This window comes from Amycolatopsis thermalba, assembly GCF_003385215.1.
Lineage (GTDB): Bacteria > Actinomycetota > Actinomycetes > Mycobacteriales > Pseudonocardiaceae > Amycolatopsis_E > Amycolatopsis_E thermalba.
This window is the reverse complement of the sequence record NZ_PQHW01000147.1, coordinates 1-13,685: the sequence shown is the minus strand read 5'-3', so window position 1 is coordinate 13,685 and position 13,685 is coordinate 1. Positions and strand designations below refer to the sequence as shown.

The 13,685-nt window shown below is 71.1% G+C and carries 16 protein-coding genes and 1 pseudogene; 8 read left to right on the top strand and 9 right to left on the bottom strand.

The annotated features are described in order from the left end of the window. On the bottom strand, positions 1–558 hold a 558-nt coding region (locus D0D15_RS33330), incomplete at its 3' end, for a helix-turn-helix domain-containing protein (protein WP_240325322.1). Between the two features lie 105 nt (positions 559–663). Continuing rightward, positions 664–906, bottom strand: coding sequence for a DUF2530 domain-containing protein (locus D0D15_RS33325; RefSeq protein WP_094009057.1), 243 nt, complete (start codon positions 904–906; stop codon positions 664–666). A 102-nt stretch (positions 907–1,008) separates the two neighbouring features. Between D0D15_RS33325 and D0D15_RS33320 the strand changes: the two genes are divergently transcribed. Further along, positions 1,009–2,466, top strand: coding sequence for an NCS2 family permease (locus tag D0D15_RS33320; protein ID WP_094009058.1), 1,458 nt, complete (start codon positions 1,009–1,011; stop codon positions 2,464–2,466). On the opposite strand, the gene D0D15_RS33315 is transcribed toward D0D15_RS33320, so the two are convergent. Next, complete coding sequence (locus tag D0D15_RS33315) at positions 2,448–3,035, bottom strand: TetR/AcrR family transcriptional regulator (protein ID WP_094009059.1); 588 nt, start codon at positions 3,033–3,035, stop codon at positions 2,448–2,450. The two genes, D0D15_RS33320 and D0D15_RS33315, sit on opposite strands and share 19 nt — an antisense overlap. A 69-nt stretch (positions 3,036–3,104) precedes the next feature. Here D0D15_RS33315 and D0D15_RS33310 point away from each other — a divergent pair, with 69 nt between their 5' ends. The 3 genes from D0D15_RS33310 (at position 3,105) to D0D15_RS33300 (ending at position 5,635) form a co-directional block, all read left to right on the top strand. Beyond that, entirely contained in the window at positions 3,105–3,695 is a 591-nt protein-coding gene (locus D0D15_RS33310; protein ID WP_094009092.1) for a dihydrofolate reductase family protein, read from the top strand. Positions 3,696–3,755: 60 nt separating this feature from the next. Then, the gene (locus D0D15_RS33305) at positions 3,756–4,178 is read left to right on the top strand and encodes a MarR family winged helix-turn-helix transcriptional regulator (protein WP_094009060.1); all 423 of its coding nucleotides are present in this window, start codon (positions 3,756–3,758) and stop codon (positions 4,176–4,178) included. A 176-nt stretch (positions 4,179–4,354) separates the two neighbouring features. Then, complete coding sequence (locus D0D15_RS33300) at positions 4,355–5,635, top strand: MFS transporter (RefSeq protein WP_094009093.1); 1,281 nt, start codon at positions 4,355–4,357, stop codon at positions 5,633–5,635. On the opposite strand, the gene D0D15_RS33295 is transcribed toward D0D15_RS33300, so the two are convergent. The 5 genes from D0D15_RS33295 to D0D15_RS33275 form a co-directional block, all read right to left on the bottom strand. Next, positions 5,589–6,575, bottom strand: coding sequence for a hypothetical protein (locus D0D15_RS33295; RefSeq protein ID WP_094009061.1), 987 nt, complete (start codon positions 6,573–6,575; stop codon positions 5,589–5,591). The genes D0D15_RS33300 and D0D15_RS33295 overlap by 47 nt on opposite strands. A gap of 174 nt (positions 6,576–6,749) precedes the next feature. Next, positions 6,750–7,538, bottom strand: a complete 789-nt coding sequence (locus tag D0D15_RS33290; RefSeq protein ID WP_094009062.1) for an arylamine N-acetyltransferase family protein — start codon at positions 7,536–7,538, stop codon at positions 6,750–6,752. Positions 7,539–7,639: 101 nt separating this feature from the next. Beyond that, on the bottom strand, positions 7,640–8,260 hold the full coding sequence (locus D0D15_RS33285; RefSeq protein ID WP_094009063.1) for a superoxide dismutase: 621 nt from the start codon (positions 8,258–8,260) through the stop codon (positions 7,640–7,642). Between the two features lie 163 nt (positions 8,261–8,423). Further along, entirely contained in the window at positions 8,424–9,083 is a 660-nt protein-coding gene (locus D0D15_RS33280; protein WP_094009064.1) for a biliverdin-producing heme oxygenase, read from the bottom strand. Between the two features lie 77 nt (positions 9,084–9,160). Next, complete coding sequence (locus tag D0D15_RS33275; RefSeq protein ID WP_094009065.1) at positions 9,161–10,663, bottom strand: glutamate-cysteine ligase family protein; 1,503 nt, start codon at positions 10,661–10,663, stop codon at positions 9,161–9,163. 227 nt (positions 10,664–10,890) lie between these two features. Between D0D15_RS33275 and D0D15_RS33270 the strand changes: the two genes are divergently transcribed. From D0D15_RS33270 to D0D15_RS37425, 3 genes and pseudogenes are all read left to right on the top strand, one after another. After that, the gene (locus D0D15_RS33270) at positions 10,891–11,700 is read left to right on the top strand and encodes a TrmH family RNA methyltransferase (protein ID WP_094009066.1); all 810 of its coding nucleotides are present in this window, start codon (positions 10,891–10,893) and stop codon (positions 11,698–11,700) included. Between the two features lie 35 nt (positions 11,701–11,735). Further along, the gene (locus D0D15_RS33265) at positions 11,736–12,332 is read left to right on the top strand and encodes a DUF2537 domain-containing protein (RefSeq protein ID WP_115945022.1); all 597 of its coding nucleotides are present in this window, start codon (positions 11,736–11,738) and stop codon (positions 12,330–12,332) included. After that, a pseudogene (locus D0D15_RS37425) lies at positions 12,332–12,647 on the top strand (MmcQ/YjbR family DNA-binding protein). The gene D0D15_RS33265 and the pseudogene D0D15_RS37425 overlap by 1 nt, the downstream one beginning before the upstream one ends. Here D0D15_RS37425 and D0D15_RS33255 read toward each other — a convergent pair. Next, positions 12,621–13,139 carry a DUF2231 domain-containing protein gene (locus D0D15_RS33255; RefSeq protein ID WP_115945021.1) on the bottom strand — a complete coding sequence of 173 codons (519 nt, stop codon included), beginning with the start codon at positions 13,137–13,139 and terminating at the stop codon, positions 12,621–12,623. The pseudogene D0D15_RS37425 and the gene D0D15_RS33255 overlap by 27 nt on opposite strands. Before the next feature lie 59 nt (positions 13,140–13,198). Here D0D15_RS33255 and D0D15_RS33250 point away from each other — a divergent pair. After that, positions 13,199–13,685: hypothetical protein (locus D0D15_RS33250; RefSeq protein ID WP_115945023.1), on the top strand; the 487-nt coding region annotated here is incomplete at its 3' end.

Below are 13,685 nucleotides of genomic sequence, written 5' to 3'. Positions count from 1 at the left end.
TACGGTGGTGCATGGACGGGTCTTTCTCTCGGCGGATGAGTGGGTCGCACTTCTCATCCTGCCGCCGAAAGACCCGTCCCCTCGTCTCAAGCCCCCGCAGCCGACACCAACGTCATGACCCGCAACAACTAGCTCGCCCGGGGTATTGCGCTCATACCGCACCGCGGTGGTCTTGCTGGCCCGGATGACCTGCCCGGTGAGTGGGTCCAGCGCCGACAGCCGAGGCGCGTTGTGGCGGGCCAGCACGCGCGACACCGTCCGCGCCGGCACTCCCAGCTGCGCCCCCAGCCAGTCCGGACCGCGACGCTCCCGCTGCCGCAGCTCGAGGATCTGCCGCTCGGTCTCGGCACTGGTCCGCCGCGGTGAGGAATGGGGACGTGAGGACCGGTCGTGCAGGCCGGCTTCGCCCTCGGCGGCGTGCCGGTCCAACCAGGTCTTCACGCACTTGCGTGAAATGCCCATTGCCTTCGCGATATGTGCCTGTGGCCACCCCTGACGATGCCGCTGGACGATCAGCAACCTGCCCAAGAACGTCGTACGGGCATTACGGTGTGACACGAGAGCCTCCGGCCTGGCGTGGGTCCTAGACAAGCCACACCCCAACCGGAGGCTCTCCCCATGTCAACACCAGCCAGCCGCTACCAACGTCCTGACCGGATACATCTAGAGGCCCGTCTGGGCGCTCCGCGAACCGCGGCGGCGGGCCCAGCGCTGCCAGCTCATGATGCCCATCCCCATCAGCCCGAGGACGCCGCCGGCCAGGCAGGTCCACATCCACACGTCCGCCGGCCCGCCGGCGCCGAACACGCGCAGCGCGCCGAGCACGACGAACCCGGTGAACCACACGAGTGTGCCGACCACGACGACCGGGTAGAGCACCACCAGTCGCTCAGGCAACTCGGGCACCGGAAGCAACGGACGTTTAACATCCCCGGCGTTGATCGGATCGGCCACGTCAGGAAGGCTACCCGCGGGTCATCGCAGGAGCAGCAGGTAAGGCAGGTTGCATTGGCTGAGCAGGGCGGCAGGACCGGGCTCGACCGGTTCTTCAAGATCACCGAACGCGGGTCGAGCGTCGGCCGCGAGGTGCGCGGCGGGCTGGTCACGTTCGTCACGATGGCCTACATCGTGGTGCTCAACCCGCTGATCATCGGCAGTTTCTCGGCGCAGGACGCGGGCGCGCACAAGGACCTGTTCGGCAACATCCTGCCGGTCCCGCAGGTGGCGGCCGTGACCGCGCTGATCGCCGGGGTGATGACGATCCTGATGGGCGTCGTGGCGAACTACCCGTTCGCGATGGCCACCGGGCTCGGCATCAACTCGCTGATCGCGGTCAGCGTCGCGCCGCAGATGAGCTGGCCGGCGGCGATGGGCCTGGTGCTGCTCAACGGCCTGATCATCCTGGTCCTGGTGCTGACCGGGGTGCGCACGATGGTGTTCCGCGCCGTGCCGCCCGCGCTGAAGGCCGCCATCGCGGTCGGCATCGGCCTGTTCATCACCCTGATCGGCCTGGTGGACGCCGGTTTCGTGCGGCGCATCCCGGACGCGGCGAACACCACCGTGCCGGTCGGGCTGGGCATCGGCGGCTCGATCGCGAGCTGGCCGACGCTGGTGTTCGTGATCGGGCTGCTGATCACCGGCATCCTGGTCGCCAGGCGCGTGCGCGGCGCGATCCTGATCGGCGTCCTGGTGACGACCGTGATCGCGATCGTCCTGGAGGCGATCGTCAAGGCCGGCCCGGCCGGCGGCACCAACCCCAAGGGCTGGAACCTCGGCTACCCCGCGCTGCCCGACCAGATCGCCGGGCTGCCCGACTTGTCGCTGATCGGCGAGGTCAACTTCGACGCGTGGGTGCAGGTCCCGGCGATCACCGCCGCGCTGATCGTGTTCACGCTGATCCTGACCGACTTCTTCGACACCATCGGCACGATGACCGGCCTCGGCAAGGAGGCCGGGCTGCTCCGCCGCGACGGCGAACTGCCGAACACCGGCAAGGCCCTGTTCGTGGACAGCCTCGGCGCGGTCGCCGGTGGCGTCGGTTCGGCCAGCTCGAACACCGTGTACGTGGAGTCGGCGGCCGGCATCGCGGAGGGCGCGCGGACCGGCCTGGCGAACGTCGTCACCGGGCTGCTGTTCCTCGCCGCGATGTTCTTCACCCCGCTGTACGAGGTGATCCCCGTCGAGGCCGCGGCGCCGGCGCTGGTGATCGTCGGCGCGCTGATGATCAGCCAGGTCCGCGAGATCGACTTCACCGACTTCCGGATCGCGCTGCCCGCGTTCCTGACGATCGTCGTCATGCCCTTCACCTACTCGATCACCAACGGGATCGGCGTCGGGTTCATCTCCTACGTGCTGATCCAGGTCGTCACCGGCGGCGCGCGGAAGGTGCACCCGCTGCTGTGGATCATCGCCGTGGCGTTCGTGGCCTACTTCGGCGTGGGGCCGATTCAGGAGGCGCTCGGCTGAGCCACCAGCCGCTCGACCGCGGCGACGACGAGCTGGTCGCGCTCGGCCTCGCCGAACACGTCCGGCAGGGTGAGCTGCTCGACGATGAGCCAGTTGAGGGCGAGGATCAGCAGCCGCACCGCGGTCGTGTCACCGGGCAGCCCGGACTGCTCGTGGTAGGTGACGTTCGCCTCGACGTCCGCGCGCACGCGTTCGGTCAGCAGCTCCCGCAGCCGGGGGCGGCGGGTGGCCTCCAGGCGTAGTTCGAGCAGCGCGAGGTAGCCGCTGCGGAAGGCGCTGATCCGGCCCACCAGCTCGCGCATCAGCTCGGTGTAGGTCGCCCGGTCCCGGGGCGCGGTCCGCTGCCGTTCGATCGTCGCCGCGTCGGGCTGCAGACGCTCGTACACCCGTTGCGCGGTCTGGTACAGCAGGTCGTCGCGGTTGGGGAAGTAGTTGGACGCCGTGCCGGCCGGCACGGCGGCTTCCACATCGACGGCGCGATAGGTGAGGCCGCGGACGCCTTCCCGGGCCAGCACCTCGATCGCGGCGTCCAGCAGAGCCGCCCGCCGTTCGTCGTTCCTGCGCACCATTGACACCACTCCAGTTGTAGTACTACGGTCGTAACCACTACGGACAGAGTACTACGAATGGAGCACTTCATGCGAGAGCTGGTCTACTACGTGGGCGTGAGCATCGACGGCCGGATCGCCGGCCCCGGCGGCGAGTACGACTTCTACCCCCAGGGCGACGAGGCGCAGGTCGCGGCGTACATGGCGTGGATGAACGAGTCTTACCCGGAGACCGTCCCGACGATGATGAGAGCGGCGTTCGGCCTGGAGAACGCGCCCAACCGGCGGTTCGACACCGTCGTGATGGGGCTCGGCACCTACCGCCCCGGTCTGGACCAGGGGTTCACCAGCCCCTACGCGCACCTGCGCCAGTACGTCGTCTCCAGCACCCTCGGTCCGAGCCCGGATCCGGCCGTGACGGTGGTCGGCGGCGACCCGCTCGGCCTGGTCCGCTCGCTCAAGCAGGAGGAGGGCAAGGACATCTGGCTGTGCGGCGGCGGCAAGCTCGCCGGCGCGGTGTGGCCGGAGGTCGGCCGGATGGTGATCAAGAGCTACCCGGTCGTGGCCGGCGCGGGGATCCCGGTGGTGGACGGGAAGTTCGACCCGACACCGTTCGCGGTCACCGACCGGAAGGCGTTCGACAACGGCGTGGTGGTCACCTGGTTCGAGCGCCGGAGCTGATGCGACCGATTTCACCGGGTCGTCCTGTTGATCGTGAGGTATGCTAACTATGTGTCCGATATGCGGGAGCCTGCCCTGGCGAGCCGGTTGCGGCTCGCGGTGGTGCGGCTGAACCGCAAGCTCCGGGCGCAGCGCACCGACGAGAACGTCTCGCTCACGCAGCTGGCGGCGTTGTCCACGCTGCACAAGTGCGGACCGCTCACGCCGGGCAAGCTCGCGGCGAAGGAAGGCGTCCAGCCGCCGTCGATGACCCGGGTCATCGCGGCGCTGGAGGATTTCGGGTACGTGGCGCGCAGCCCGCACCCGACGGACGGGCGGCAGTCGATCGTCGCCCTGACCGAGCGGGGCCGGACGTTCGTCGGGGAGACGATCTCGGTGCGCGAGGCCTGGCTGGACCGGAAGCTGGCAGAACTGAGCGGCGACGAGCGGGAAGTGCTCGCCCGCGCCGCCGAGATCATCGACAGGATGGCGGGGAACGAATAACGGTGGGGCTCAACACGGGTACTGACGGACAGTCCGAACTGACGAACACAGCTACCCGGGGCCAGGCACCACCCGCCGACCGCACCGCGTGCACCGCACCGTCCGGCCGGATGCGGCCCAAGCCGGCCGCCGCCCCCGCCGAAGAGCCCGAGGAACGGGCTCAGCCGAAGGCGAGCATGTTCGCGTCGCTGCGGGTGCGCAACTACCGGCTGTTCTTCTCCGGCCAGATCATCTCCAACATCGGCACCTGGATGCAGCGCATCGCGCAGGACTGGCTGGTGTTCCAACTGTCCGGGAACAACCCGGTGGCGCTGGGGATCGCGGTGGCGCTGCAGTTCCTGCCGACGCTGATGCTGTCCCTGTGGGCCGGTGTGCTCGCCGACCGGGTGGACAAGCGCAAGCTGTGCATCGCCATCCAGAGCGGCATCGGGGTGCAGGCGCTGGTCCTCGGGCTGCTCGACGTGTCCGGGGTGGTGACCCTGTGGCAGGTCTACGTCCTGTGCTTCGTGCTGGGCATCTTCAGCTCACTGGACGTGCCGGCGCGGCAGTCGTTCGTCGCGGAGATGGTGGGGCGCAAGCAGATCACGAACGCGGTCGCGCTGAACTCGTCGGTGTTCAACATGGCCCGCATCGTCGGGCCCGCCATCGCCGGGTTCGCGATCACGTGGGTCGGCACGGGCTGGATGTTCCTGGCGAACGCGGTCAGCACGCTGGCCGTGATCACCGGGCTGTTGCTGATGGACCCGGACAAGCTGTTCCGCGGCCCGGCCGTCGCCCGCGCGAAGGGGCAGTTGCGCGAGGGACTGGCGTACGTGCGCGGGCGGTCGGACCTGGTTTCGCTGATGGTGCTGGTGTTCTTCGTCAGCACGTTCGGCATCACGTTCTTCACGTCGCTGGCGATCGTGGCGGGCAACGTGTTCGCCACGCAGGCCGACGGCTACGGGCTGCTGTCCACGCTGCTGGCGGTCGGGACGTTCACGGGTTCGCTGATGGCCGCGCGGCGCGGGGCGCGGGGGCGGCCGCGGGTGCGGCTGCTGCTGATCGCGGCGTTCAGCCTGGGCGCGGTGGAGTTCGTCGCCGGGTTCATGCCGACCTACCTGGCGTTCGGCATCGCGCTGATCCCGCTCGGGTTCGCCACGATCACGTTCCTGAACACGGCGAACTCGCTCGTGCAGACCTCGGTGAGCCCGGAGATGCGCGGCCGCGTGATGGGGCTCTACGTGCTGGTGCTGATCGGCGGCAACCCGATCGGCGGTCCGATGGTGGGGTGGATGGCCGACACCTTCGGCGGCCGGTCCCCGTTCTTCATCGGCGGCGTGATCTCCGCGGTGGCGGCCGTGGTGTGCGCGGCGGTGCTGGCTCGGCGGGGCGGGATGACGCGCCCGGTGCGGCTGGCCGGCCTACGGGTGCTCAGCGGCCGAGGAGCGCGGGCAGCACGGTCTCCGCGAGTGCCCTGAGGTCCCGGCCCGTTCCGGTGAACGTCAGTTCCTGGCTGGAGTCGTCCTCGAGCTTCACCGCCACCACGTCGTCGGTGATCAGGGCCGGGCGGCCGGCCAGCGTGTCCGGGTACGCGCGCGGCGTCACGTCGTCGCTCAGCGCCGCCTGGACCGTGCGCACCGTGCAGCGGCCGTCGAACCTCGGCTTCGCCGTGGACGGGCTCGTGCTCATCGCCTTCGCCAGCTGCGTGCACAGCTGCCAGGACACCACCGGCCACGGCGCGTCCTGGATGCCGTAGCCCGGCACCGGCTCGGTCGCCCGCATCGCGATCACGCCCTCGCGGCCCTGCGCGGGCAGGTCCGGGCCGGGCGCCATGGTCGCGTCGATGACGTCCCGCGCGATCGAGATGGCGAGGTCGTCCAGCGTGAGGCCCGGGCGGGCGACGGCGTACCGAGTGATGTCGACGCGCAGGAACGGGTGCACCTCAACGCTGGGCGCGTCGTCGACCAGGTGGACGTTGAGCCGCGCGTTGACGGTGCCGCTCGACTCGACCTCGGCGGCCCGTCCGGACACCGTCACCGACTGCGGCGACCGCAGCGTCGCCGGCGCGTTGTCCAGTCGCAGGCCGACGTCGAGGCTGCCGGTGACCAGGTGGCACACGTTCCCGCGGACCTCGCGCAGCGTCGTGCCGCCGAGCACCGCCTCCCACCGCTGCTCGGACAGGGCCTGGCACAGCACGTGGCCGGCGCTGCCCGCGGGCAGCGCGGCGAGCATCTCCCCGGTCGGCATCGGCACGCGGCGCGGCAGTTCGCCGTCCCGGCTGGGCCAGACGGCGGGCAGCCCGGGGGCGGGCGGCGGCGCGTCGCTGCCCTGCGACCACAGGTAGCCGGCCGCGCCGGCGACGGACGCGAAGGACAGCAGGACGCCGAGCACGACCGCGATCACTGTCGACGACTTCACGCCCCGAACGCTATCCGGTGACCGAGCGAGTTCGATCAGTGATCCCCTGAACGTTGGACAACTGTCCGGGACCACACGGACGGGTGGTCGAAAGATCGTCCTCGACCGCCCCTTGCGGCGACTGGTGAAGTTAGGCTAACCTAAGGCTTGTCCGCTTCGTGGTGGGAGCGGCAGTCAGTTCGGGAACGGGCGGAGCCCCGGCGCCGGGAAGGATCCCAGCGCCGGGGCTTCGTTCATGTCGATCCCGAAGTGCACCCGGTACGCCTCGACCTTCTCGGCGTCGCTCAGCTCGCGCTCGGCCCGCTTGCCGTCGACCGTCTCGATCAGCTTGTCGCCCGCCAGGGTGATCCGGCCGGACGGCGTCGAGATCGTGGTCAGCACGTTCTGCGTGAAGTGCGACTCCGGCGAGGTGGCCTGCCACCAGCAGGTCGGGCCGAAGTCGGCCAGTTCCCGCGGCCGCTTCTCCAGCCGGTAGGCCGGCTCGCCGTTCAGCCGCACCTCGATGTCCCCGTCCGGCGCGTCCAGCACCAGGAACTCGCCTTCCGGGTCGGACTGCGGCTCGCTCGCCGCCAGCCGCAGCGGGTGGCGGGCGAAGCGGCCGAAGCCCACGTCGGCCAGCCACGGCTCGTCCAGGTCCACGCGCAGCGCCAGGTGGTCGAACGGCGCGCCCCACCGGCCGCCGGCGAACACGCGGGCGCCCAGCAGGGTGACCCGGTAGCCGAGCTCGCGCAGCAACGCCGCGAACAGGCCGTTCAGCTCGTAGCAGAAACCGCCCCGGCGGCGCCGCACGACCTTGTCGAACAACGCGTCCTCGTCGAGCACGATCCGCTCGGGCAGGTGCACGCTCAGGTTCTCGAACGGCACGGTCAGCAGGTGGGCCTCGTGCAGGTCCCGCAGCGCCGCCGCGGTGGGCGCGGCCGGCCGGTCGGCCCCGATGCGGGCCAGGTACGCGTCGACATCCATGCGGCCAGCGTGCACCCTCCACTGTGGTCGAGGTCAAGCGGGAAAAAAGAAGGGCCCTGTCCGCGCGGGTGCGCGGCAGGACCCCTCGATCGGGCCGACGCTCAGAGGAGCAGGCCGTTGCCGCCGGAGACGGCGTTGTCGAAACGCTTGCTGATCTCCGCCCAGTTGTAGACGTTCCACAGCGCCTTGACGTAGTCCGCCTTGACGTTCTTGTAGTCGAGGTAGAAGGCGTGCTCCCACACGTCGACCAGCAGGATCGGCACGGTCGGCAGGATGAGGTTGTTGTGGTGGTCACGCAGCTGCTGCGTGATCAGCGTCTTGCCCACCGGGTCCCACGACAGGGCGGCCCAGCCGTTGCCCTGGATCGTCGTGGCGACCGCGTTGAACTGCGCCTGGAACTTGTCGAACGAACCGAACGCCTCGTCGATCGCCGAGGCCAGCTCGCCGGTCGGCTTGTCGCCGCCTTCGGGGGACAGGATCTTCCACCACACCACGTGGTTGGCGTGCCCGGCCAGGTTGAACGCCAGCGTGGTCTCCAGGCCGACGATCGAGCCGAAGTCGCCCTTGTCCCGAGCCTCGGCGAGCTTGTCCAGGGTGTCGTTGGCGCCCTTGACGTAGGTCGCGTGGTGCTTGCTGTGGTGCAGCTCGTTGATCTGACCCGAGATGTGCGGGGCGAGCGCGCCGTAGTCGTAGTCGAGGTCAGGAAGCTCGTAGCGGGCCATCAGCCCTCCTTCTTGTCTGACGCAGAGTCCCTTGCGGTATCAAAACCTAGTCCTCGCGCGCGCGGGAAGCTAACTGGGGAGCCGCTGTCCGCACTGCGGGAACCGGTCATGTCGCAAGCCTGCAATCTCCAGCTAGATGGAGGTCAACGGGGTGTGCGGATGATCACTGGGTCAGCTCGTCGAGCACCGCGATGTTGAACTCGAACGCCACCAGCGTCTCGGTGACGATGCGCTCGCGCTCGGCACCGGTCCACGGGGTGTCGTCGAGCAGCGCCTTGTACCGCTTCCGGAACGCGGGGACGTTGTCGATGTCGTCGAAGTGGTAGAACATCGCGCCCGGCCCCTCGACGCCGTGGGCCTTGGCCAGCAGCTTCCGCACGGCCTGGCCGCCGGCGAGGTCGCCGAGGTAGCGGGTGTAGTGGTGGGCGACGTAGCCGCCGGCCCAGTCGAAGGCCACCGAGCGGATGCGCCGCACGTAGTCCTCGGTCGCCGGGACCGGCGTGACGCGGTCCCGCCACCGCTGCCCGTAGAGGAACTCCAGGTCGACCGCCAGCGCGGGTACGCGGCGCAGCTCGTCGAACACGAACCGGCCGCCGACCGGGTCGCGGCGCATGGCGTCCGCGGCCTCCTCGATCGCCTGGTAGATGAACCAGTACTGGGCGGCCAGCCGCGCGTACTCGCTCAGGTCCAGGTCGCCGCCGAACAGCTCGCGCATGTACCGGGAGTGGTGCGCCCGGTCGTGCGCGCGCCGGGTCGACTCCCTCAGGGTGGTCGAGAACGGGGTCTGGGTCAGGTCCGAGTCAACCGCGAGGGGAGCCGCCATGAGTGGCACTGTAAGCGAGATCGGTCACTTAGGCTACCCTAACAAGTCCGGATTGACCCGAACAGAGCCGCCGGTGATCACTCGGTGTCCACCGGCCAGGTGTGCACGGCCTCGCCGCCGCGGCTCAGCTCGAGGTAGCGGCCCAGCATCGTGTTCAGCGCCGTGTCCCGGTCGGCGCCGCGGTCCTCCGCCTCGGTGACCGTCGCCCGCTGCCACCACGCTCCGTTGCGGCGGGTCAGGCAGCGCTGCTCGATGACGCCGAGGTAGCGGTCGATGGCCGCCTCGGACACGTCGGCGCTGCGCAGCCCCTCGACCGCGAGCGGCAGCAGCACGCGCAGCACCAGTTCGTCCGGCGGCACCCAGCCCTGGCCCGGCCAGTACAGCTGGGCGTCGAACCCGTTGCGCGCGCCGGCGTAGAGGTTCTCCTCGGCGGCCTGGAACGACATCTGTGTCCACACCGGACGCTCCGCCTCGGCGAGCGCCCGTTGCGCGCCGTAGAAGAACGCCGCGTTGGCCATCATGTCGAGCACGGTGGGCCCGGCGGGCAGGACGCGGTTCTCCACGCGCAGGTGCGGTTTGCCGTCCACCACGTCGTACACCGGGCGGTTCCAGCGCCACACGGTCCCGTTGTGCAGCATCAGCTCGGTGAGCTTCGGCGCCTGCCCGGCCTCCAGCGCGTCCAGCGGGTCTTCGCTGTCGGTCTCCGGCAGCAGGCCCGGGAAGTAGCGGACGTTCTCCTCGAACAGGTCGAAGATCGAGGTGATCCACCGCTCGCCGAACCACACCCGCGGTCGCACGCCCTGGTTGCGCAGCTCCTCCGGCCGGGTGTCGGTGGCCTGCAGGAACAGCGGGATGCGGGTCTCGTGCCACAGCGCCTTGCCGAGCAGGAACGGCGAGTTCGCGCCGATGGCCACCTGCACGCCGGCCAGGCACTGCGCGGCGTTCCAGTGGGTGGCGAACTCCTCCGGCGCGACCTGGACGTGCAGCTGCACCGACGTGCACGCGGCCTCGGGCAGGATCGACTCGGAGTAGGTGCGCAACCGCTCCGGGTTGTGCCCGCCGAGCGGGACGCCGTCCATGGACAGCGTCATGTTCTCCCCGCGGGCGGCGAAGATCTGGTCGTTGAGCAGGGTGTAGCGGGTGTTGTTGGTGATCCACTTCTGGTCGAAGTGGTCCGGCGTGAGCGTCGGCAGGATGCCGATCACGGCCAGCCGCGCGCCGGCCGCGGTCGCGTTCCGGTCGGCCTCGCCCAGGTAGCCGATCAGGTCGTGCTCCAGCTCGATCGCGGACTTCCCGGCGAGCGGGCGCGGCGGCACGTTCAGTTCGATGTTGTGCTGCGACAGTTCCGTGGTGAAGGACTCGCTGTCCAGCGCCTCCAGTACCGCGCTGTTGGACATGGACGGTCGCAGCTCGTCGTCCACGAGGTTCAGCTCGACCTCGAGTCCGATGTGTCTTCGCGGGAACGAGAAGCCGTCGTCGGCGAGCATCCGGGCCAGGGTGTCCAGGCACCGCTGGAGCTTGTGCCGGTACCGCGCCCGGTCCCGGGAGCTGAAGCTGTCCGCCGACACGTCCTTGCCCATGCCATCCCTGCTCTTGGTCCTCGGCCGCGGCGGTGGAGATCGCCCCGGCACCCCGGCCGACAACGGTCGCACACCGTCGGCACACGGTCATCGGCCAAATCGGTGGCGCCGCCGTGACGCGCCCGACTTCCGCCGGTGCTGGTCCGTTCGGCCCAGTGGTACTCAGCACGTTCGGAGCACCCACCCCGACGACGGAGGATCTACCCCGAAGCCGCAGACTTCATGCCGTGGCGCAGATCGTGCGAACCGAAGACGAGGGTGATCCCAGGCTCGACGACTTCCGGGACCTCTCCACGGCCGACCGGCGACCGGACCGGCCCGGCGGGCGCGGCCTGGTGATCGCCGAGGGAACCGTGGTGGTCCGGCGCCTGCTCGCGTCAGCCTACCCGCCGCGGGCGCTGCTGGGGGTCGAGCGGCGGATCGCGGAGCTCGCGCCCGAGCTCGCGGACGTGCCGGTGCCGGCGTACGTGACCTCGGCCGAGGTGATGGCGAAGGTCGTCGGGTTCCACCTCAACCGCGGGGTGCTCGCCGTGGCCGACCGCGCGCCGCAGCCGGACGCCGACGAGATCCTGGCGCGGGCCCGCGTGATCGCGATCCTGGAGGGCGTCGGCGACCACGAGAACATCGGCGCGCTGTTCCGCAACGCGGCCGCGCTCGGGGTGGACGGGGTGCTGCTGGGCGCCGGCTGCGCGGACCCGCTGTACCGGCGGAGCGTGCGGGTGTCGATGGGCAACGTGCTGCGGGTGCCGTTCGCCGCGCTGACGCCGTGGCCGTCCGGGCTGGAGCGGGTGCGGGCGGCCGGGTTCCGGGTGGCGGCGCTGACGCCGCGGGCGGACTCGCGGACGCTGCGCGAGGTGGCCGCCGGTGGCGGCCGCACGGCCCTGCTGCTCGGGTCCGAGGGGCCCGGGCTGACCGCGGAGGCGCTGGCGAGCGCCGATGTCGCGGTGCGGATCCCGATGAGCGAGGGCGTCGACTCGCTCAATGTGGCCACGGCCGCGGCGGTGGCGTTCTACGAGCTCGCCGCGGCGGTAAATTGACGACGTCCTGGCGTGACGGCCGGAAAGGTGCATGCGTGGAATTGCGGGTCCGCGGCGACCGCGCGGTGCTGAAGGGGCACGGCGACGTGTACACGCGCGAAATCGACCCCCACAGCCTCGCGCTGGGCGTCGACCTCGCCGACGCGCTGCACGAGTGGGCGCAGGTGGCGGCCGCGCTGCGGCGGTCGTCGAGCGACCCGGCCGAGGCCGCGACCGTGGTGTCCCGGCGCGGGCAGCAGCTGGCGTCGCGGGTGGCCGCGGTGATGGGGACGCCGGTGCACTACGTCGACCCGGTGACCGGCGAGCAGATGGTCGTCCCGCCACCACCGCCGGCCGAGACGCCGCGGCGGCTGTTCGCCGGGGTCGGGGACGAGCCGACGCCGTGGGCGACCGGGCTGGTGGTCGCCGGGTTCGTGGCGGCCGTGGTGATCGTCGCGATGATGGCGCTGGCGATCGCGCTGGCCGCGGAGACCGCCGGGTGGCTGGTGCTGGTCGTGGCGGTCGTGGTGACCGCCGGGATCGCGCCGTCGTTGTGGCTGGCGCGGAAGCTGCCGATCATCCGGTGGGTCGCGCTGGGGGCGGCCGCCGGGATCGTGCTGTCCTGGTTCGGCGTGCTGGCCGTCGTGTTCTGATGGACCCGATCGAGCCGCTGCGCGAGATCTGCCTGGCCCTGCCGGAGGTCTCGGAGCGGCTCAGCCACGGGGAGCCGGCCTGGTTCGTCCGGAGCCGGAAGAGTTTCGTGATGTACGCGGACCACCACCACGACGACCGGGTGGCGTTCTGGTGCGCCGCGCCGCCGGGGGTGCAGGAGGAGATGGTGTCGGCCGAGCCGGACCGGTTCTTCCGGCCGCCCTACGTCGGGCACCGCGGTCGAGGTGCGGGCCATTGTCCGGGAGGCCTACCGGACGGTGGCGCCGAAGTCACTGGTCGCCCGGCTGGAGGGCTGACCAGCGGCCCACGCCCGCGCCCTGCGCGTAGGACAGGTGCCCACCGAGCGCGCCGTCGGCGCTGAGCGCGACCAGCCCGGCCGCGGTCCAGAAGCGGGCGTTCCGGCGGCTGGTGCGGTTCGCGGCGAGGAAGCACCCGGCGGCGAGGGTGTTGGTGAGCGCGTGGACGGCCCCGACGCGCCGCTGGTCCCGGTCGAGGCCGGAGAACTCGGCGAGCCCGGTGAGGACCGTCGGCGCGGTGGCGGCCAGGCCGATCGACACCAGGCGCCGGGCGGCTTCGGGCTGGCCGGACAGGTCGAGCACCGTGGCGGACACCCAGGCCCCGATCGGCAGGGTGACCAGCAGCGGGTGCACGGGGTGGCCGAGCCACGCGCCGCGCAGCAGGCGGTCGGCGGCGCCGCGGCCGATGACCTTGCGCAGCCCGCGGGCCACCGCGGTCGCCGCGGGGTCGACGGCGCGGAGGGACTCGGCGGCTTCCAGGATTCGTTTCACCACGGTTCTGTACCCCGCGGCCGCGATTCGATTCGGGTGGGGCGGGTAGCCGTGGCCGCATGTGGGCACGAGCGGTAGCGCAGGGTGCGGTCGCCGGGCTGGCGGGCGTGCTGGCGATGACGGCGGCGGAGAAGGTCGAGCAGCGGTTCACCGGACGGCCGGACTCGTACGTGCCGGGGCGGACCCTGTCGCGGCTGGCCGGCCTGCCGGACCGGCCGCGGCGGTCGGTGAACCTGGCGATGCACTTCGGGCAGGGCGTGCTGGTCGGCGCGCTGCGCGGCGTGATGGCGACGGCCGGGCTGCGGGGCCCGTGGGCCTCGGCGATGTTCTGGGCGGTGCGGCTGACGAACGACCAGACGCTGGAGAACGCGACCGGCGTGGGGGCGCCGCCGTGGACGTGGCCGCGCCGGGAGCTGGTGATCGACCTGGCGCACAAGGGCGTCTACGCGGCGGGGACCGGGCTGGTGGCCGATTGGCTGGCGTCGCGGTACGGGGAGGGGCCGGGGCAGCGGCACGCGTCGCTGGCCCCGGGGCGGCGGTCCGGGG

Coding starts and splice junctions, on each gene's coding strand:
- D0D15_RS33315 (WP_094009059.1), bottom strand. CDS start 3,035: ATGGTGCGCAGGAACGACGAACGGCGGGCGGCTCTGCTGGACGCCGCG.
- D0D15_RS33310 (WP_094009092.1), top strand. CDS start 3,105: ATGCGAGAGCTGGTCTACTACGTGGGCGTGAGCATCGACGGCCGGATC.
- D0D15_RS33305 (WP_094009060.1), top strand. CDS start 3,756: ATGCGGGAGCCTGCCCTGGCGAGCCGGTTGCGGCTCGCGGTGGTGCGG.
- D0D15_RS33300 (WP_094009093.1), top strand. CDS start 4,355: ATGTTCGCGTCGCTGCGGGTGCGCAACTACCGGCTGTTCTTCTCCGGC.
- D0D15_RS33290 (WP_094009062.1), bottom strand. CDS start 7,538: ATGGATGTCGACGCGTACCTGGCCCGCATCGGGGCCGACCGGCCGGCC.
- D0D15_RS33285 (WP_094009063.1), bottom strand. CDS start 8,260: ATGGCCCGCTACGAGCTTCCTGACCTCGACTACGACTACGGCGCGCTC.
- D0D15_RS33280 (WP_094009064.1), bottom strand. CDS start 9,083: ATGGCGGCTCCCCTCGCGGTTGACTCGGACCTGACCCAGACCCCGTTC.
- D0D15_RS33275 (WP_094009065.1), bottom strand. CDS start 10,663: ATGGGCAAGGACGTGTCGGCGGACAGCTTCAGCTCCCGGGACCGGGCG.